Source organism: Streptomyces sp. NPDC022552, from assembly GCF_055561875.1.
The window spans coordinates 21,233-38,585 of sequence record NZ_JBVHGJ010000007.1 but is presented as its reverse complement, the minus strand read 5'-3'; the positions used below and the strand labels follow the sequence as shown (position 1 = coordinate 38,585).

14 protein-coding genes are annotated in these 17,353 nt (G+C 72.5%); 11 read left to right on the top strand and 3 right to left on the bottom strand.

Translation table 11 applies throughout. The features are described from left to right. Positions 1 to 162 precede the first annotated feature (162 nt). From ACZ3OF_RS19830 to ACZ3OF_RS19820, 3 genes are all read right to left on the bottom strand, one after another. On the bottom strand, positions 163 to 1,536 hold the full coding sequence (locus ACZ3OF_RS19830) for an APC family permease (RefSeq protein ID WP_361672078.1): 1,374 nt from the start codon (positions 1,534 to 1,536) through the stop codon (positions 163 to 165). Positions 1,537 to 1,680: 144 nt separating this feature from the next. Beyond that, positions 1,681 to 2,145 (bottom strand): SRPBCC family protein, encoded by a 465-nt coding sequence (locus tag ACZ3OF_RS19825; RefSeq protein WP_361672080.1) that lies wholly within the window; start codon positions 2,143 to 2,145, stop codon positions 1,681 to 1,683. A gap of 41 nt (positions 2,146 to 2,186) precedes the next feature. Continuing rightward, the gene (locus tag ACZ3OF_RS19820) at positions 2,187 to 3,509 is read right to left on the bottom strand and encodes a type III PLP-dependent enzyme domain-containing protein (protein ID WP_361672083.1); all 1,323 of its coding nucleotides are present in this window, start codon (positions 3,507 to 3,509) and stop codon (positions 2,187 to 2,189) included. A 101-nt stretch (positions 3,510 to 3,610) separates the two neighbouring features. Between ACZ3OF_RS19820 and hutU the strand changes: the two genes are divergently transcribed. The 11 genes from hutU (at position 3,611) to ACZ3OF_RS19765 (ending at position 17,294) form a co-directional block, all read left to right on the top strand. Next, the gene (gene hutU, locus ACZ3OF_RS19815; RefSeq protein WP_361672086.1) at positions 3,611 to 5,275 is read left to right on the top strand and encodes a urocanate hydratase; all 1,665 of its coding nucleotides are present in this window, start codon (positions 3,611 to 3,613) and stop codon (positions 5,273 to 5,275) included. A 17-nt stretch (positions 5,276 to 5,292) separates the two neighbouring features. Beyond that, complete coding sequence (locus ACZ3OF_RS19810; RefSeq protein ID WP_361672176.1) at positions 5,293 to 6,483, top strand: allantoate amidohydrolase; 1,191 nt, start codon at positions 5,293 to 5,295, stop codon at positions 6,481 to 6,483. Then, entirely contained in the window at positions 6,474 to 7,841 is a 1,368-nt protein-coding gene (locus ACZ3OF_RS19805) for a formimidoylglutamate deiminase (RefSeq protein ID WP_467305898.1), read from the top strand. The genes ACZ3OF_RS19810 and ACZ3OF_RS19805 overlap by 10 nt, the downstream gene beginning before the upstream one ends. Before the next feature lie 26 nt (positions 7,842 to 7,867). Further along, positions 7,868 to 9,115: an imidazolonepropionase gene (gene hutI, locus ACZ3OF_RS19800; protein WP_361672090.1), complete on the top strand. Its 1,248-nt coding sequence runs from the start codon at positions 7,868 to 7,870 to the stop codon at positions 9,113 to 9,115. A 54-nt stretch (positions 9,116 to 9,169) separates the two neighbouring features. Further along, on the top strand, positions 9,170 to 10,198 hold the full coding sequence (locus tag ACZ3OF_RS19795; protein WP_361672092.1) for a S66 family peptidase: 1,029 nt from the start codon (positions 9,170 to 9,172) through the stop codon (positions 10,196 to 10,198). 189 nt (positions 10,199 to 10,387) lie between these two features. Next, positions 10,388 to 11,524 carry a GNAT family N-acetyltransferase gene (locus ACZ3OF_RS19790; RefSeq protein WP_361672094.1) on the top strand — a complete coding sequence of 379 codons (1,137 nt, stop codon included), beginning with the start codon at positions 10,388 to 10,390 and terminating at the stop codon, positions 11,522 to 11,524. 21 nt (positions 11,525 to 11,545) lie between these two features. Further along, positions 11,546 to 12,829 carry a glycosyltransferase family 2 protein gene (locus ACZ3OF_RS19785; protein ID WP_361672095.1) on the top strand — a complete coding sequence of 428 codons (1,284 nt, stop codon included), beginning with the start codon at positions 11,546 to 11,548 and terminating at the stop codon, positions 12,827 to 12,829. Next, the gene (locus ACZ3OF_RS19780; RefSeq protein ID WP_467305893.1) at positions 12,826 to 13,632 is read left to right on the top strand and encodes a polysaccharide deacetylase family protein; all 807 of its coding nucleotides are present in this window, start codon (positions 12,826 to 12,828) and stop codon (positions 13,630 to 13,632) included. The genes ACZ3OF_RS19785 and ACZ3OF_RS19780 overlap by 4 nt, the downstream gene beginning before the upstream one ends. A gap of 109 nt (positions 13,633 to 13,741) precedes the next feature. Then, a complete protein-coding gene (locus ACZ3OF_RS19775) occupies positions 13,742 to 15,682 on the top strand; it encodes a hypothetical protein (protein ID WP_361672099.1) in 1,941 nt (646 codons plus the stop codon). Between the two features lie 86 nt (positions 15,683 to 15,768). Next, positions 15,769 to 16,233, top strand: coding sequence for a hypothetical protein (locus tag ACZ3OF_RS19770; RefSeq protein WP_361672101.1), 465 nt, complete (start codon positions 15,769 to 15,771; stop codon positions 16,231 to 16,233). After that, positions 16,230 to 17,294 carry a glycosyl hydrolase gene (locus ACZ3OF_RS19765; protein ID WP_361672102.1) on the top strand — a complete coding sequence of 355 codons (1,065 nt, stop codon included), beginning with the start codon at positions 16,230 to 16,232 and terminating at the stop codon, positions 17,292 to 17,294. Before ACZ3OF_RS19770 ends, ACZ3OF_RS19765 begins: the two co-directional genes overlap by 4 nt. Positions 17,295 to 17,353: the final 59 nt, after the last annotated feature.

The window sequence follows — 17,353 nt, the reverse complement described above, 5'->3', positions numbered from 1 at the left end:
CCCTCCCGATGCAGCGCGCGGACGTACGGCAGTGACCGTGACGTTACTCAACGTTCCGGTGATGGGGAGGAGTTCTGGCATTTTCCATCGGAACATGCCGTCCGCTTGCTTGAATTCGCCCCCGGCACCCAGGGGGTGTCCCCTGAGGGCTCCGCGCGCGCCTCAGTCCTCCCCGCGCACGCGCAGGACGGCCCTGTTGACCGCCCACAGCCCGATCCCGATGGCGAGCAGCACCCCGGCCCGGACGTACACGTCCGCCGAGCGGTCGGCGAGCGGGCTCGCCAGGACCAGCGCGGTGACGGCGCCGAGGACCGGGAGCGCCGTCGGCGTCCGGAAGTGGGCGTGCTCCACGCGATCCCTGCGCAGCACCAGGACGGCGATGTTGACCACGGCGAAGACGCACAGCAGCAGGAAGGCCGTCGTGTCGCCGAGGCCTTCGATCTCGCCCGTGGAGACCAGACCGATGGTGAGGACGGTGGCGAAGACGATTCCGGTGAGGGGCGTGCGGCGGTTCTTCAGGACCCTGCCCATCACGCGCGGCAGCACCCGCTCGTTGGCGAGGCCGTAGCAGAGCCGGGAGGCCATCATGATGTTGATGAGCGCGGAGTTCGTGACCGCGAACAGGGCGATCAGCGCGAAGAGTTTCGGCGGGAAGTCGACCCCGCCGGCCTTCACGACCTCCAGGAGCGGCCCGCTGGACTTCTCCAGGGTCGCGTGGTCGACGAGGAGCGAGGAGACCAGGGCGACCAGGACGTAGACGGTGCCGGTGACGGCGACGCCGATGAAGATGGCCCGGGGGAAGGTGCGGACCGGATCCTGTGTCTCCTCCGCCATGTTGACGGAGTCCTCGAAGCCGACGAAGGCGAAGAAGCCGAGCGCGGTGGCCCCCAGCACGCTCGTGATCAGTGCGTAGCCGCTGCCCGACGCCTCGAACTCGCCGAGCCGCGACGGCTCCCCGTCACCGCTCAGGACGGCCCAGGCGCCGATCCCGAGAATGATCAGCAGGCCGGTGACCTCGACGAGCGTGAGGACCACGTTCGTCTTCACGGACTCCGACACCCCGCGCAGCGCGAGACAGGCGAGGGCGAGGACGAAGAGGATCGCGATGAGCGTGGCCGGGATCGCGTCCGTGAACTCCTGGAAGTAGTCCCCGCTGAAGGCGCGGGCCGCCGCGCTCGCGGAGGAGAGCCCCGAGCACATCACCATGAACGCGACGATGAAGGTGAAGAAGGGGACCTTGAACGCCTTCTGCGTGTAGAGCGCGGCGCCCGCCGCCTTCGGGTACTTGCCGACCAGCTCCACGTACGAGGCGGCGGTCAGCAGCGCGACCACGAAGCCGATCGCGAAGGGCAGCCAGAGCGCGCCGCCGACCTTGCCCGCGACCTTGCCGGTCGTCGCGTAGATCCCGGTGCCCAGGATGTCGCCGATGACGAAGAGGATCAGCAGCTTGGGCCCGATGGCGCGCTTGAGCGGAGGCTGTCCGGTCGGACCGGGCCGCTCGGCCGCGGGCTCGTCGGTCTGTGGTGCTGTGGTCATGGGCGGCCTCCCGTGCGTCGTCGAGAGAGTGCCTGCCCGGGCGTCCGTCACCTGATGCCCGCCGTACCGTCACTCGTGCGAGCGAACATGCGTACGGGCGACGGGTGGGGGGTGCCGGGTGCGGACGCGGGGTGCCGGCGACGGTCAGTGGCGGCGCTCCACCGAGGCCGCCACGTCGTCCAGGTCCTTCGCCAGCGCCCGGCTCACCGCCTTGGCGCCGAGGCCGCTCAGCAGCTTGGCCAGGAACCCCGTGCGGCTGCCCGCGGCCGGGGTCGCCGAGAACGTCATGCGTACCGTCGTCGCCCCCTGCCCGTCCGGCCGCAGCGCGATCTCGGAGACGTAGCGCATTCCGTGCGACTCGGCCACCGTCACATAGCGGTCCGGCGGCTCGGCCTCGGTCACGGTCATCTCCTCCGTGGCCTCCTTGCCCATCATCCGCCGGGTCTCGCGCCAGCGGGTGCCCACCCCGAAGGCGCCCTCGGTGAGCACCTCGACCCGCTCCACGCCGCTCAGGATCCGTGGCATGTCCCGCAGATCCGTCAGTACCTCCCAGACGGGCCCGGGAGATGCCGCGACCCGGCGCTCGACGGTGACGCTCTTCGTAGCCATGGCTCCATCGAACCACCGGGGGCGGACGAGCGCCCGCAGTGCTACGGCAGCAGGGCGTCCGCCCGGTCGCCGCCCGCCTCGGCGACGATCTCGTCCAGGCTCTGCGCCGTCCGCACGGTCGAGAACGAGACATGGCCGTCGTCGTCCGAGACGGTGAAGCCGTGCACGGCCGGCCGGGGCAGGCTGTTGTACGCGTAGTGGTGGGCGAAGTAGTACGCGCCGGTGTCCGGCACAGCCACGACGTCGTCCGGGCGCAGCAGCGGCAGCGGGCGCGCGGTGGCGAGCAGGTCTCCCGCGAAGCAGGCGGGGCCGGCCACGTCCTGGACGGTCTCCTCCCCGTCGTGCGGCCGGCCCTCGGAGTCGTACGCGAGGACGCGCAGCGGCCAGGAGGCCGGGTCGTAGACGGTGCGGGTGGCTACCTGCACGCCCGCGTGGGTGACCGCGATGGGGCGTCCGCCGGAGGTCTTGGTGTACTCGACGCGGGCGAGGACGGTGCCGTGCTTGGCGAGCAGTGAGCGGCCGAACTCGGTGACCAGGCCGTAGCGCCCGTCGAGGAGACCGGGCACGGTCTCGGCGAGCAGCGCCGCGTACGCGGCGTACGTCGGTGTCTCCACGTCGGAGGCGAAGTTCACGGGCAGTCCGCCGCCGATGTCGACGGTGTCGATCTGCTGCCGCCCGGCCTTGGTGTTGATCTCCTCGGCCAGCTCGTACACGGCGGCGACGCCCTCGGCCATGAGGGAGAACGGGACGCCCTGCGAGCCGCTGTGGGTGTGCAGTCGCGTCAGCCAGGGCCGGTCGAGGTACGCCTGGACGACGGCCTCCCGCGCCCCCTCGTCCCGGAGGGCCACCCCGAACTTGGAGGTGGCGGTCGCGGTCGAGAGTGCCCCGATCGAACCGGCTCCGACCTGCGGGTTCACCCGGATCCCGAGAGGTGAGGCGGTCGGTGCGGAGGTGACGAGCGCGTCGAGCCTGGCCAGCTCCTGGAGGTTGTCGGCGTTGACGGCGATCCCGAGCGCGAGGGCCTGGCGCAGCTCGGAGCGCGTCTTGGCGGGCGAGTCGAGCACGGTACGGGACGGGGCGACGTCGGCCGCCCGGGCGAGGGCCAGCTCGCCGGGGCTCGCGACCTCGACGCCGAGTCCGCAGGCGTCCAGGAGGCGCAGGACGGGCACGAGCGGGCAGGCCTTCACGGCGAAGGCGTGCAGGACGGGGGCGTCGGTGACGGCGGCGAAGGCGGAGACGAGGGCGGTGGCCGACGCGCGGATGCCGGCGGTGTCGAGGAGTCCGACGACCTGGCCGGAGGAAGGGGTGAGGAGGCCCTGCTCGACGGCGGCGCGGACGGCCTGATCGCGACGGTGGGATGCCATGGATCCATAGGACCACCGGCACGGGTGGCGCCGCAGCTGTTGACTACAACTATTCATCAGGTCAGGATGTGAATAGTTACGTCACATCGGAGGAGGCACCCATGTCAGGACCCCGCCCCGTACGGGCCCCGCGCGGTACGGAACTGAGCACCCTGGGATGGCAGCAGGAGGCCGCCCTCCGGATGCTGCAGAACAACCTCGACCCCGAGGTCGCCGAGCACCCCGACAAGCTCGTCGTCTACGGCGGGACCGGGAAGGCCGCGCGCGACTGGCGCTCCTTCGACGCGATGGTGCGTACGCTGCGGACCCTGAAGCAGGACGAGACGATGCTCGTCCAGTCCGGCCGCCCGGTGGGCGTCATGCAGACGCACGAATGGGCCCCGCGCGTGCTCATCGCCAACTCCAACCTGGTCGGCGACTGGGCGAACTGGGAGGAGTTCCGGCGCCTCGAAGCCCTCGGCCTCACCATGTACGGCCAGATGACGGCCGGCTCGTGGATCTACATCGGCACCCAGGGCATCCTCCAGGGCACGTACGAGACGTTCGCCGCCGTCGCCGCGAAGAAGTTCGGCGGCACCCTCGCCGGGACGATCACCCTCACCGCCGGCCTCGGCGGCATGGGCGGCGCCCAGCCCCTCGCCGTGACGATGAACGACGGCGTCGCGATCTGTATCGACGTCGACCCCCGCGCGATCGAGCGCCGCATCGAGCACCGCTACCTCGACGTGAAGGCCGACAACCTCGCCCACGCGCTGGCGCTGGCGACCGAGGCGCGGGACGCCCGTCGCCCGCTCTCCATCGGCCTCCTCGGCAACGCGGCCGAACTGCTCCCGCAGATGCTCGCCGAGGGCGCCCCGATCGACATCGTGACCGACCAGACCTCGGCCCACGACCCGCTCTCCTACCTGCCGATCGGCGTCGACTTCGACGACATGGCGAGCGCCGCCGCCAAGGACCCGGCGGGCTTCACGACCCGCGCCCGTGAGTCCATGGCCAAGCACGTCGAGGCCATGGTCGGCTTCATGGACGCCGGCGCCGAGGTCTTCGACTACGGCAACTCCATCCGGGGCGAGGCCCAGCTCGCGGGCTACGACCGCGCGTTCGCCTTCCCCGGTTTCGTACCGGCCTACATCCGGCCGCTCTTCTGCGAGGGCAAGGGTCCGTTCCGCTGGGCCGCCCTCTCGGGCGAGGCCTCGGACATCGCGAAGACCGACAAGGCGATGCTCGAACTCTTCCCGCAGAACGAGTCCCTCCACCGCTGGATCAAGATGGCCGGCGAGCGGGTCCACTTCCAGGGCCTGCCCGCCCGTATCTGCTGGCTCGGCCAGGGCGAGCGCGACAAGGCCGGCGACATGTTCAACGACATGGTCGGCAACGGCACCCTCGCCGCGCCCCTCGCGATCGGCCGCGACCACCTCGACTGCGGCTCGGTCGCCTCTCCGTACCGCGAGACCGAGGCCATGCTCGACGGCTCCGACGCGATCGCCGACTGGCCACTGCTCAACGCCATGGTCAACGTCGCCTCCGGCGCCTCCTGGGTCTCCATCCACCACGGCGGCGGCGTCGGCATGGGCCGCTCCATCCACGCGGGCCAGGTCACGGTCGCCGACGGCACGCCGCTGGCCGGCGAGAAGATCCGCCGCGTCCTGACCAACGACCCCGGCATGGGCGTCATCCGCCACGTCGACGCGGGCTACGACATCGCGGAGCGCGTCGCGGACGAGAAGGGCGTCCGCGTCCCGATGCGCGAGGGCGACGACGCGTGAGCGAGACCTTCCACGCCATGTGGCGTTCGCTGCGGCCCATCGGCCGCAGCGACGCCTCCGGCGGCTACCGCCGCCACGCCTGGACCGGCGCCGACGCCGACTGCCGGCTCTGGTTCCAGATGCAGGCGGAGGCCCGCCGGCTGAACTACGAGGTCGACCGGAACGGCAACCAGTGGGCCTGGCTCGGCGACCCCGCGGCCGGTGACGCGGTCGTCACCGGCTCCCACCTGGACTCCGTGCCCGACGGCGGCGCCTTCGACGGCCCCCTCGGCGTCGTCTCCGCCTTCGCCGCGCTCGACGAACTCCGCTCCCGAGAGGTCCAGTTCAAGCGCCCCTTCGCCATCACCAACTTCGGTGACGAGGAAGGCGCCCGCTTCGGTCTGGCCTGCGTCGGCTCCCGCCTCACCGCCGGCCGGCTGACGAAGGAGCAGGCGTACGAGCTCCGCGACGCCGACGGGATCACCCTCCCGCAGGCCATGGAGGCCGCGGGCCACGACCCCGACGCCATCGGCCCCGACCCCGAGCGCCTCGCCCGGATCGGCGCCTTCGTCGAGCTCCACGTCGAACAGGGCCGCGCCCTGGACCTCTCCGGCGACGCCGTCGGCATCGCGTCCGCGATCTGGCCGCACGGCCGCTGGCGGTACGACTTCGCGGGCGAGGCCAACCACGCCGGCACCACCCGGCTCGTCGACCGCCGCGACCCGATGCTCACCTACGCCGAGACCGTCCTCTCCGCCCGTCGTGAGGCCGAACTCGCGGGCGCCGTCGCCACCTTCGGCAAGATCGCCGTCGAACCGAACGGCGTCAACGCCATCCCCTCCCTGGTCCGCGGCTGGCTCGACGCCCGCGCAGCCGACCAGGACGCCCTGGACACCGTCATCGCCGGTATCGAGACGGCCTCCCGGGACCACGCGGCACGCCACGGCATCGACCTCACCGTCGTGCGGGAGTCCTTCACGCCGGTCGTCGAGTTCGCCCACGCCCTGCGGGACGAGATCGCCTCCCTCCTGGGCGGGAAGACCCCGGTCCTCGGCACGGGCGCCGGACACGACGCGGGCATTTTGTCCGAATCGATCCCGACCGCCATGCTGTTCGTACGGAACCCCACGGGCGTCTCGCACTCCCCGGCCGAGTTCGCGGCCGAGGACGACTGCGTGGCCGGAGTGCTCGCACTCGCCGACGTACTGGAAGGACTGGCGTGCAGGTGACGACGTACTGGCTGGAACACGCCTGGCTCGACACGAACGTCGAGCCCGGCGTGGTGCTGGAGGTCGCGGACGGCCGGATCACGGCGGTACGCACGGGGGCCGGCACGAGTGCGACCGCGGGGGCGGGCGGCGACGTTCCGCCGCCCGGCGCCGTCGTCCTGCGCGGGCTGACGATCCCCGGCCTCGCCAACGCCCACTCGCACGCCTTCCACCGCGCCCTGCGCTCCACCGTCCAGGTCGGCTCCGGCACCTTCTGGACCTGGCGCGAGATCATGTACCAGGTCGCGTCCCGGCTGACCCCGGAGACGTACCACGCGCTCGCGCGGGCGGTGTACGCGGAGATGGCGCTCGCCGGCATCACGGCCGTCGGAGAGTTCCACTACCTCCACCACGCCCCCGGCGGCACCCCCTACGCCGACCCCAACGCGATGGGCGAGGCCCTCGTCCAGGCGGCGGCCGACGCGGGCATCCGGATCACCCTCCTCGACACGGCGTACCTCTCCTCCGGCTTCGGCGCCGCCCCCGACCGCCACCAGCTCCGCTTCTCCGACGGCACGGCCGACGCATGGGCGGAGCGCGTCTCGCTGCTCAAGGAGAGCGACGGCGTACGCATCGGCGCGGCGATCCACTCCGTACGCGCCGTCCCGGCCGACCAGCTGTCGACGGTGGCGACCTGGGCGCACGAGCGGGGCGCACCGCTGCACGTCCATCTCTCCGAGCAGACGGCCGAGAACGACGCCTGCCTCGTGGCCCACGGTCGCACCCCGACCCAGCTGCTCGCCGACCACGGCGTCCTCGGCCCGCTGACGACCGGCGTCCACAACACCCACCTCACGGACACGGACATCGCGCTCATCGGCTCCTCGGCGACGGGCACGTGCATGTGCCCGACGACCGAGCGCGACCTCGCGGACGGCATCGGCCCGGCCGTCGCCCTCCAGCGCGCGGGCTCCCCGCTCTCGCTCGGCAGCGACAGCCACGCCGTCATCGACCTCCTGGAGGAGGCCCGGGCGATGGAGCTGAACGAACGCCTGCGCTCCCGTACGCGCGGCCACTGGACGGCCGCCGCGCTGCTGCGGGCCGCGACCGCCGACGGCCACGCGGCCCTCGGCTGGGGTCAGGCGGGCACCCTGGAGCCCGGCGCGCTCGCCGACTTCACCACGATCGCCCTGGACTCGGTCAGGACAGCGGGACCGGTGCCGCGTCTGGCAGCCGAGACGGCGGTATTCGCAGCGTCGGCCGCGGATGTGCGGCACACGGTCGTGGGCGGCCGCCATGTCGTACGGGACGGGGTCCACCGGTCCGTGCCCGACGTGCCCCGTGCCCTCGCGGACTCGATCGCCGCCCTGCGCGGCTGAAGCGGCTGAAGGAGAGACCTCTCATCATGAACACGGGCCCCGCGGCGAGGAACAACCCGGCGGCGACCTCCGGCCCCACGAGCGCGAACAGCGCCGTGGCGACGGCCGCGACCGCCATCGTCAACATCGCAAGCCTGGTCACCAACGATCCCTCCCTCGGTGATCGATCTCCCCTGGGTCTGATCCAGGACGCGGCCGTCGTCATCGAAGGCGACCGAGTCGTCTGGGTCGGTGAATCCAGCAAAGCACCCGCCACTGACAACCGGGTCGACGCCGGCGGCCGGGCCGTGATCCCGGGCTTCGTGGACTCCCACTCGCACCTGGTCTTCGCGGGCGACCGCACGACGGAGTTCAACGCGCGGATGTCGGGCCGGCCGTACAAGGCGGGCGGCATCCGTACGACAGTGGCGGCGACGCGCGCGGCGAGCGACGAGGCGCTCTCGGCGAACGTCGCCCGATACCTGGGCGAGGCCCTCGCCCAGGGCACGACCACCTTCGAGACCAAGTCCGGCTACGGCCTGACGGTCGCGGACGAGGCCCGAGCGCTGCGCATCGCCGCCGCGCACACCGACGAGGTCACCTACCTCGGCGCCCACATCGTCCCGCCGGAGTACGCCGACGACCCGGCCGCGTACGTCGACCTCGTCACGGGCGACATGCTCGACGCCTGTGCTCCGTACGCCCGTTGGGTGGACGTCTTCTGCGAGAAGGGCGCGTTCGACGGGGACCAGGCGCGGGCGATCCTCACGGCCGGCAAGGAGCGGGGCCTGCACCCCCGGGTGCACGCGAACCAGCTCTCGTACGGCCCCGGCGTCCAGCTGGCGGTGGAGCTCGACGCGGCGAGCGCGGACCACTGCACGCACCTGACGGACGCCGACGTCGACGCCCTGGCGCAGTCGTCGACGGTCGCGACGCTCCTGCCGGGCGCGGAGTTCTCCACCCGCGCCGAGTGGCCGAACGCCCGCCGCCTGCTGGACGCGGGCGCGACGGTGGCCCTGTCCACGGACTGCAACCCGGGCTCGTCCTTCACCTCGTCCGTGCCGTTCTGCATCGCGCTGGCGGTACGGGACATGGGCATGACCCCGGACGAAGCGGTCTGGTCGGCCACGGCGGGCGGCGCGGCGGCCCTCCGCCGCGCGGACGTGGGCCACCTCACCCCGGGCTCCGCCGCCGACCTCACGATCCTGGACGCCCCGTCCCACGTCCACCTGGCCTACCGCCCGGGCGTACCCCTGGTGACGGAGGTCTGGCGGCGGGGGAAGCGCGTGATCTGACGGTCGCGGGAACTCCGTCGAGGCGGACAGGGGTCCCGTGCCAGAATTCGGCGCATGTCAGTTCGACACCCGCGCCCCCTCCGTCCTGGTGACCGTGTCGGCGTCACCTCTCCCTCCAGCGGGGTCGGCAAGGACCTGCGTGCGCGTCTGGAGACGGCGATCCGTCATGTCGAGGCTCGCGGGTACGAGGTCGTCGTCGGGTCCTGCATGGACGGGACCGGTCATGTGAGCGCTCCCGCCGCCGAGCGGGCGCGGGAGTTCATGGAGATGCTGACCGATCCCGCCATCAGGGCCGTCGTGCCGCCGTGGGGCGGGGAGACCGGGCTCGACGTCCTGCCCCTGCTCGACTGGCAGCGGCTGCGCGAGGCCGAGCCGACGTGGCTCGTCGGGTACTCGGACATGTCGACCCTCATGACCCCGCTGACCCTCCTCGCCGGTGTGGCGACCCTGCACGGCAACAACCTGATGGACACCCCGTACCGGGCGCCCGAGGGGCTGCTGACGTGGCTCGACATCGCCGCCGCTCCGCAGGGCCGGCCGTTCACCCAGATCCCGCCGAACCGGCACCGCGCGGCAGGGTGGGACGACTGGCAGCGTCACCCCGAGGTCGCCGAGTTCACGCTCGACACACCCGGCCGGTGGACCCGGCTCGACGGCGACGGTGACGTGGATGTCGAGGGGCGCCTGATCGGGGGCTGCATCGAGACCCTGCGCAATCTCACGGGCACGCCGTATCTCGACGTGTCCGCCTTCGCGCGGACGCACGCCCCGGAAGGGCTCCTCGTCTACGTGGAGGCGGCCGGCGACGAAGCCTTCACCATCTGCGGGAACCTGCACGGGATGCGGATGGCCGGCTTCTTCGACCACGCGAACGCCGTTCTCGTCGGACGGACCTCGGCCCCCGCCGCGGCCTCACTCACCCAGCACGAAGCGGTGCTGGACGCCCTCGGCCCCCTGAACGTGCCGATCATCGCCGACGTCGAGTGCGGCCACGTCCCCCCGTACCTGCCCCTCGTCAACGGGGCGCGCGCCCGCGTCGTCCACACTTCCACGCGCAGCGAGCTGACCCAGTCCCTGGACTGACGCCCGAGGACGAGCGGACCCGTGGGAGCGGGCAGCCGTCCGACGCCCTCAACCGGCATGCCCCATTGGTCGCTTGATCATCACGAATTCCCCTGAGTCACAGATAGGCCGAGTGCCCTGTCCCGGAGGGTTTTCGACCGGTACCGTCCTGTAGCGGCAGGACTCAGGGGGAAGACCGGGGGGTCGGAGTTGAGCGCTGTCCGTCGTCAGGCTGTCCGCGAACAGGGCGGGGGCCGTAGGCAGTTCGTACGGATCGTGAAACCGGGGGAGCTGACCGCGCGCGAGGACGAGGCGTGGCGGGAGTTACGGGGGAAGTCCGGGGCGCCCGAGAACCCTTTCATGGGGCCCGAGTTCACCCGCGCCGTCGCCGACGTGCGGCCCCGGGTCAGGGTGGCCGTCTGGTGGGAGGACGGGGAGCCCGTCGGGTTCTTCCCGTACGAGAAGAGGTCCTTCGGGCGCGGGCGGGCCGTCGGGCTCGGGGTGTCCGACTGCCAGGGTGCCGTCACGCGGCCGGGCCTCGCGCCCTCCGCCCGCGCCCTCCTGCGCCTCTGCGGTCTCTCCGCCTGGGAGTTCGACAATCTGGAGGCGGGCCAGGCCGCCTTCCTCGACGAAGCCGCCGAGTCGTTCGCCTCGCCCGTCATCGACGTCGGCGAGGGCTACGGGGCGTACGAGGACGTCCTGCGCGCCCAGTCGCCCAAGTTCCTCAGGACCACCCTCGCCAAGGAGCGCCGCCTCGGCCGCCAGGTCGGCCCCACCCGGTTCGTCTTCGACGAGCGCGATCCGGCCGCCCTGCGCACCCTCATGGCATGGAAGTCCGCCCAGTACCGCAGGACCGGCCGGCGCGACCGCTTCGCCAAGGAGTGGATCAACACCCTGGTCCGGCGGCTGCACGAGCTGCGCACGCCCGGCTGCACCGGCGTCCTGTCCGTGCTCTACGCCGGTGACCGGCCCGTCGCCGCCCACTTCGGGCTGCGTTCCCGCACGGTCCTCTCCTGCTGGTTCCCCTCCTACGACCCCGAGTTCGCCAAGTACTCGCCCGGCCTCGTCCTCCATCTGCGGATGGCCGAGGCCGCCGCCGCGGCCGGGATCGGCATGCTCGACCTCGGCCGCGGCGACGCCGAGTACAAGGACGCGCTGAAGACCGGCGAACTGACCGTGTACGAAGGGTCGGTGACGCGCCCCGGGTTACGCGCCGGGCTCTACTGGCTCTCCCGCGAGCCCTCCCGCCGCGCCCACAGCTTCGTACGCAACCGGCCGGCGCTCGCCGCGCGCGGCCGCCGCACCCTCAACCGGATCGCCCGCCTGCGCGGCGCCGGCCAGGCCTGAGCCGACAGCGGGGACACGCACATGCGACCACCACACGCCCTCTCCGTCGTCGACCTCGACCTCGACTCGCCCGACGGACCTGTTCGCTCCCTCCGCCCCGCGCCCGGCGGCCCGCCGCCCGGACCCGGGGACGTCTACGCGCTCGTACGGCTCAGGGGCAGGCCCGCGGCCACCGTGCTCGGGCACGTACCCGAAGGGGCCGACACGGCGGAGACGCTCGCCGCCCTCGCCCGGGCCCGTCTCGACGAGTCCCGTCCCGACGAGTCCCGGCTCCCCGGGGCCCGGCTCACCGGGTCCCGGCTCGGCCAGGACCACCTCGTCCCGCCCCGCGCGAGCGTCGTCGTCGCCAGCCGTGAGCGCGCCGACCAGCTCGCCCGCGCCCTGGACTCCCTCCTCGACCAGGACCATCCCGACTACGAGATCCTCGTCGTCGACAACGCGCCCGTCACGCGCGACACCGAAGAGCTGGTCCGAGGCACGTACGGCGACCGCGTCACCTACGTCCGCGAGGACACCCCCGGGCTCGCCGTCGCCCACAACACCGGGCTCGCGCACGCCCGCACGGAGGTCGTCGCCTTCACCGACGACGACGTCGTGGCCGATCCGCACTGGCTGACCGCCCTCACCGCGCCCTTCGCCGCCGACCCGCGGCTCGGCTGCGTCACCGGCCTCATCCTGCCCGCCCGGCTTCGGACCCCCGCCCAGATCCTCCTGGAATCCCACGGCGGCTTCGCCAAGGGCTTCGCGCCCCGGCTCTACGACCCGGCGCGGCCGCCCGCCGACGAGCCGCTCTTCCCGTTCACCGCCGGCAGCTTCGGCTCCGGCGCCAACATGGCCTTCCGCACACGGGCGCTCGCCTCCGCCGGCGGCTTCGATCCGGCCACCGGCACCGGGACGGCGGCCCGGGGCGGGGACGATCTGTACGCCTTCGTCGCCGTCCTCTCCGCCGGGTTCCGGCTCCGCTACACCCCCGACGCCCTCGTCTGGCACCACCACCGCGAGAGCCGGCAGGACCTGCGGAACCAGGCGTTCGGGTACGGCGCCGGTCTCACCGCGTACCTCACCGCCACCCTCGTCCGCCGCCCCGCCCTGCTGCCCGCGCTCCTCGCCCGGCTGCCCCGCGGGCTGGTCCACGCCACGAACATGACCGCGAGCCGGCCCGCCGAGGAAGGCGGCGTTCCCGGCGAGCACGGCACCCACACCCACCCCTGGCCTCGCAGCCTCTCCCGACTGGAGCGACGCGGCATGCTCTACGGACCGTTCGGTTACGCCAAGGCCCGGCTGCGGATGCGGGGTACGAGATGAGCGCACCCGCCCACACCCGTATACCGGTCCTCCTCTATCACGCCGTGATGGACGATCCGCCCGACTGGATCGCCGAGTTCACCGTCACGCCCAAGGAGTTCGAGGCCCAGCTCGACGCGATCGTCGACAGCGGACGGACACCCGTCACGATCGGCGCCCTCGCCGACCACTTCGCCCGGCGCGCCCCGCTGCCGCCCCGGCCGGTCGTCCTCACCTTCGACGACGGCTTCGCCGACCTGCCGGGTCCGACCGCCGAGGCGCTCGCCGCCCGCGAGCTGCCCGCCACCGCGTATCTGACCACCGGGGCGATCACCCCGGGCGGGACCTCCCTGCTGCCGCCCGCGCCGATGATGGCGCTGGCGCAGGCGCCGCTCCTGGAGCAGTACGGGATGGAGGTCGGCGCGCACACCGGCACCCATCCGCAGCTCGACACGCTGCCGCCCAAGGAGCTCGGACGCGAGCTGCGCGAGCCGAAGGCCGCCCTGGAGGACGTCCTCGGCCACGAGGTCCGGCACCTGGCCTACCCGCACGGCTACAACAGTCCGGCCGTGCGCAGGGCCGCCGTCACCGCCGGGTACGCCTCGGCCGTCGCCGTACGGCACGCGCTCAGCTCCGAGACCGACGAGCGGTACCGGATCGCCCGGCTCATCGTCCGCCGCGGGCACACCGTCGCCGACGTCGAGCACTGGATGGACGGCCGGGGCGCCAAGGCGGCGCCGTACCCGGACTCGCTGCCGACGGTGGGCTGGCGGATGTACCGCAGGGCCCGCGCGCTGGTCAGAGGGCCGGAGTTCGCGGGCTGACCGCGACGGAGACGGCGTCACCGCGTGCATCCGAGGGCCGTGGGACCCGAGGGCCGCAGAACCCGATGGGCGTGACCTGATGGCGAAGAGTTCGAAGGGGAGTTCCACCGTGCAACAGCGTGTGCCCGCACCGGCCACGGGAAGCGACGTGCCGCCGCTTCCCTCCGCCCAAAGGCCGGAGGCGGACCCGGACGCGGAAGCGTCCTCGAACGCCGCCCCGCACGCGGACGCGGACATCTCCGCGCCGCCCCGCGGACCGCGCCGCCCCGCCCCGCAGACCCTCTTCAGCGCGCTGCCGCTGCTCGTGGCGGCCGCCCTCTGGGTGTACGCGCTGCCGCGGATCGGTTTCCGGGACATCGCCGACTACGGACTCCTCGACCGCTTCCCGCCCGCGTTCTACGCCTCTCTCGCCGTCCTGACCTGCGGCTTCCTGGTCACCCTGCGGCGCGCCGGTACGGCTCCTTGGTGGCCGGCGGCGTACAGCGTCGCCATGCTCGTGGCGCTCAAGGCGCCGCCGGCGATCCTCTACGACTCCGTGCGCTACGCCTGGGCCTCGAAGCACGACGCCGTGATCAGCCGGCTCCTCGTCGAGGGCACGGTGTACCCGCAGCGCGAGCTGTCCGGCGGGATGTCCGCGTACGACCAGTGGCCCGGGTTCTTCTCGCTCGACGCCGCGCTCGTACGCGCCTTCGGCGTGGAGTCGGCGGCCTCGTTCATCAACTGGGCGCCGATCGCCCTGGGCGTCCTCACGCTCCCCGTCCTGCTGCTGATCTACCGCACCTTCAGCGACGACTGGCGGCTCGTGTGGACCGGGGTGTGGATCTTCCAGCTGGCGAACTGGGTCGGCCAGGACTACCTGTCGCCGCAGGGCTTCTCGTACCTGCTCTATCTGACCGTCTTCGCCGTCGTCGTCCGGCACTTCGTCCGGCCCGGATCGGCGGGACGGCTGCGGGACCGTACCGTCCTCGACCCGGCGGCGGCCGCCGTTCCGCCGCCCACGACACCGAAGCAGCGCGCGATCGCCGTACTGATCGTCGCCCCGCTGATCGCGACCGTCAACGCCTCGCACCAGCTCACGCCGGTGATGCTGTGCGCCACGCTCTTCGCGCTCTGCCTCACCCGCCGCTACCGCAACATCGGGCTGCTCGTCGTCACCGGCCTCATCATGCTGGCCTGGGACCTCACCATGGGCCGGGTCCTCTTCCTGGAGACCATGAGCACCCTGAAGGACTCGGCGGGCGACCTGCTCTCCAACTCCCGCGCGGGATACGCGGGCGAGCCCACCGGGCCGGGACCCGAACTGGTCGGCGCCGCCAACATCCTGATGGTGCTCGCGCTCGCCGTGCTCGCCGGAACGGCGGTCCTGCTGCGCCGCAGACTCGTCCGCAGCGCGCTGCCGCTGCTGCTCGCCGCCGCCGCGCCGGTGCCGATGTTCGCCGTCAACGACTACGGCGGCGAAATGCTCTTCCGCGTCTACCTGTTCGGGCTCCCCGGCACCGCGTTCTTCGCCGCCGCCGCGCTCGTCCCAGCGGCGGGCGCGGCCGGCAGGGCGGCCAGGGTGGCCCGGCGCACGGCCGCCGTCGCGCTGCCGCTCGCCGTCACCGCCCTGCTGGCCGGCTTCCTGCCCTCGTACTACGGCAAGGAAGGCATGCACTACGCCCCGCCGGCCGAGCTCGCCCTCACCCGGCGCGCCTACGACCGGGCGCCGGACGGTGCGCTGATCCTCGCCACCACCGGCTCCTTCCCGGGCGCCTACTACCGCTACGACCACTACGAGCGCTGGTTCTTCACCGAGCAGGAAGTCCCCGAGAACCTGAAGATGCTGAAGGATCCGGCGGGCTATCTCGCCCGGGGCATCCCCGAGGACCGCCCGGCGTTCGTCGTCCTCACCCCGACGCAGGAGAAGGCGGTCATCGGCGAGGGCTATCTGCCGCCCGGCAGCTTCCGGATCCTGAGCGAGGACCTGAAGCGCTCGCCGCTGTTCCGCGTGGTGGAGGAGAGCGACCACGGGCTGGTCCTGGAGTACCGCCCGCCGTCCCGAACCTCCTGACCGCCCCGCCACCGACCGTCCCGCTGCCGCCGCCCGTTTCCAGCCCGCCCCACGCTTCCCGACCCGACCGATCACGGGAGTACGCCATGCCCCTCGCACACCTCCGGCTCAGAGCGGGCCTGGCGGCCTCCGGCTGGCTCGCGCTCGGCGCCACCGCGCTGCCGGGCGGTTCCCCGCTGCGCTGGATCCCCGTCCTCGCCTTCGTGGCCCTCGTGCCGGGCCTCGCGCTGCTCCACCCGCAGCCGAGCGGGCTGCGGCCCGGCGCCCGGCTGGAGGCGCTCGCGCTCGCCGCGCCCGTCAGCCTGTCGCTGGCCGCGCTCGCCGCGACCTCGCTCTTCCTGGTGGAGGGCTTCTCCACGACGGCGTTCCTGGTCTCGCTCGCGGTCTTCGTGACCGTCGTCGCCGCCCTGCCGGGCGTGCCGCTGCCCGCCGCCACGCGGGGCGCCGTCGAGCGCGAGCCCCGGCGGACCGGCGGACCGCGCACCCGGAAGGGGCTCGGCTGGGCCGGGAGCCGGCCGCGGGCCAAACGAAAGCCCGGTGACGGGCGATGACGGGACGCCATGCGATACCGCAGCGGCGCGCCCACATGGCCGTCGCCCTCGCCGCCGTCGGGGCGCTCGCCGCCGCGATAGGGGTCTACAGCAGCCGGACCGGCGGCGCCGACGACCGCTGCGCCCCCGACGCCAAGCTCGTCACGCCGTGCGGCGCGTGGTGGGGCGCCTACGTCCCGTACGACAAGGACAGCTCGCTCACCGAGCCGGTGTACGCCCTGGAGAGGAAGATCGGCCGCAGGCTCGACCTCGTCTACACCTACCACGACATGTCGGGGAACCCGGTCGACGGCGAACTGCTCACCGCCGACGAACAGGAGCTCGGCCGCGACCGGCTGCTGATGCTGGCCTGGGAGTCCACCGTCTGGAAGGAGAAGCACCACGCCAACTGGAGCGAGAACCAGCTCGGTTGGAAGAACATCGCCTCCGGGATGTACGACGGGTCGATCATCGATCCGCAGGCGAAACGCATCAAGGCGTACGGCAAGCGGGTCTTCTTCTCCTTCGACCAGGAGACCGACTTCCGCATCAAGGAGGGCGCGGGGACCCCGGCCGAGTACGTCGCCGCCTACCGTCATCTGCGCGACCGCTTCGACAGGCTGGGCGTGACGAACGTGGTGTGGGTGTGGACCGTGTCCGGCTATCTCGGCAACAAGGACACGATGAAGGCGCTCTACCCGGGGGACGCGTACGTCGACTGGATCGGCATGGACCAGTACAACTACTACCTGTGCCACAAGTCGCCCAACTGGCTGGACTTCGAGGCCAGTCAGCGGCCGAGCTACGAGTGGCTGCGGGCGAACATCTCCGCGAACAAGCCCATCATGCTGTCGGAGTTCTCCACCGCGCCCGACCCACGGCGGCCGGAGCGGCAGCGGGAGTGGTACGCCGACATCCCCGAGGTCGCCCCGAAGCTGCCGAAGGTCCGCGCGTACGTCCACTGGAACCGCCCCGTGCCGGGACCGAACTGCGACCTGACCGTCAACTCCGGCCCCGCCCTGGAGGGATACAAGGCCGCCGGAGCCGCCCCGTACTTCAACCAGCCGGTGCCACGCGGCTGAGGGGTGTCATGAGGCGCCCGCCTATGCTTCTGCGTGGTGATCACGCGGGTCGACCTGCG

Bases quoted from the DNA above. Each gene is read 5' to 3' on its own strand.
- ACZ3OF_RS19830 (WP_361672078.1), bottom strand. From the start codon at position 1,536: ATGACCACAGCACCACAGACCGACGAGCCCGCGGCCGAGCGGCCCGGT.
- ACZ3OF_RS19825 (WP_361672080.1), bottom strand. From the start codon at position 2,145: ATGGCTACGAAGAGCGTCACCGTCGAGCGCCGGGTCGCGGCATCTCCC.
- ACZ3OF_RS19820 (WP_361672083.1), bottom strand. From the start codon at position 3,509: ATGGCATCCCACCGTCGCGATCAGGCCGTCCGCGCCGCCGTCGAGCAG.
- hutU (WP_361672086.1), top strand. From the start codon at position 3,611: ATGTCAGGACCCCGCCCCGTACGGGCCCCGCGCGGTACGGAACTGAGC.
- ACZ3OF_RS19810 (WP_361672176.1), top strand. From the start codon at position 5,293: ATGTGGCGTTCGCTGCGGCCCATCGGCCGCAGCGACGCCTCCGGCGGC.
- hutI (WP_361672090.1), top strand. From the start codon at position 7,868: ATGAACACGGGCCCCGCGGCGAGGAACAACCCGGCGGCGACCTCCGGC.
- ACZ3OF_RS19795 (WP_361672092.1), top strand. From the start codon at position 9,170: ATGTCAGTTCGACACCCGCGCCCCCTCCGTCCTGGTGACCGTGTCGGC.
- ACZ3OF_RS19785 (WP_361672095.1), top strand. From the start codon at position 11,546: ATGCGACCACCACACGCCCTCTCCGTCGTCGACCTCGACCTCGACTCG.
- ACZ3OF_RS19780 (WP_467305893.1), top strand. From the start codon at position 12,826: ATGAGCGCACCCGCCCACACCCGTATACCGGTCCTCCTCTATCACGCC.
- ACZ3OF_RS19770 (WP_361672101.1), top strand. From the start codon at position 15,769: ATGCCCCTCGCACACCTCCGGCTCAGAGCGGGCCTGGCGGCCTCCGGC.
- ACZ3OF_RS19765 (WP_361672102.1), top strand. From the start codon at position 16,230: ATGACGGGACGCCATGCGATACCGCAGCGGCGCGCCCACATGGCCGTC.